We start from the raw sequence: 316 nt of genomic DNA, 5'->3' as shown, positions 1-316 counted from the left end.
GCGGGGTGTCGAGAAGTTCGATCCCACCCGCGGCTACAAGTTCTCCACCTACGCCTACTGGTGGATCCGTCAGGGCATCACCCGGGCCATCGCCGAGAAGAGCCGCACGATCCGCCTGCCGATCCACATCACCGAAACCCTCAACAAGCTCAAGAAAGGCCAGCGCGAGCTCAGCCAGGAGCTGGGCCGCACCCCCACCCTCAGCGAACTGGCCGTGGCGGTGGAACTCCCCGAGGAGGAGGTGAAGGATCTGCTCTGCCGCGCCCGCCAGCCGGTGAGCCTGGAGACGAAGGTGGGCGACGGTGAGGACACCGAG

The 316-nt window shown here is 66.5% G+C and carries 1 protein-coding gene; it reads left to right on the top strand.

Annotated features, from left to right (window positions below; translation table 11 throughout):
* Positions 1–316: sigma-70 domain-containing protein (locus KUG38_RS17295; RefSeq protein WP_286196171.1), on the top strand; the 316-nt coding region annotated here is incomplete at both ends.

The organism is Synechococcus sp. CCAP 1479/9, assembly GCF_019038535.1.
Taxonomy (GTDB): Bacteria; Cyanobacteriota; Cyanobacteriia; order PCC-6307; family Cyanobiaceae; genus Cyanobium.
Note: the sequence above shows the minus strand (reverse complement) of the source record. Positions and strands in the feature narration are given on the sequence as shown.